This is a genomic window from Photorhabdus sp. P32, from assembly GCF_038085095.1.
GTDB classification, from domain to species: Bacteria; Pseudomonadota; Gammaproteobacteria; order Enterobacterales; family Enterobacteriaceae; genus Photorhabdus; species Photorhabdus luminescens.
Genome location: NZ_JAZGJN010000053.1, coordinates 1 through 629, shown reverse-complemented (window position 1 = coordinate 629; position 629 = coordinate 1). Strand labels below are relative to the sequence as shown.

Below are 629 nucleotides of genomic sequence, written 5' to 3'. Positions count from 1 at the left end.
GCGTGAATGGGATATTATTTTCTTCTTTTTACAAAAATACACCAGGAAACAGATTGGAAAAATATTAAATATTGCTTATCGTACAGTTGAATCCCATATGATTAATATATATCACAAGATAGGTGTCGGCTCCAGTCAACAATTGGAAGAATATTGTCTCATCAATAATTTTAAACGCTATGTACCCGAAAAATTTTTACTATCTTAATAACTATTTTTAGTCATAAAGGACATGATTACATAGTCTATCGCTGTCGGTATGATGCAATTCCACCATCAATGGATAATGATATTATCTCAAATTATACTGACAGCATTTTTATATATAAAAACATTAGCTAAATAAACAATTTAAATTTTAGGAAAATAATAATATCTTGTTACATTTACTCATGTTTAAATCTCAACTCTTAAATAAAAACGAATCTTATTAACAGAAATGAATTAGCCATTTCTCTCTACCAATGTCGTAGTTTTTCTGAAAATCACGATATACCCGTCATCTTTCAAGTTGCCTCTTTGTTGGTTGCACTCGCTCACCCCGGTCACATAGTTCGCTATGCTCCCGGGGATTCTCTCCCTTGCCGTTGCGATGCATCTTGAAATCCATTGGGTATATACCCAATAAA

At 32.3% G+C, this 629-nt stretch carries 1 protein-coding gene; it reads left to right on the top strand.

Annotated elements, in window-relative coordinates; genetic code table 11:
- On the top strand, positions 1-208 hold a 208-nt coding region (locus tag V2H77_RS00175; RefSeq protein WP_341497194.1), incomplete at its 5' end, for a helix-turn-helix transcriptional regulator.
- Between the last annotated feature and the right edge of the window lie 421 nt (positions 209-629).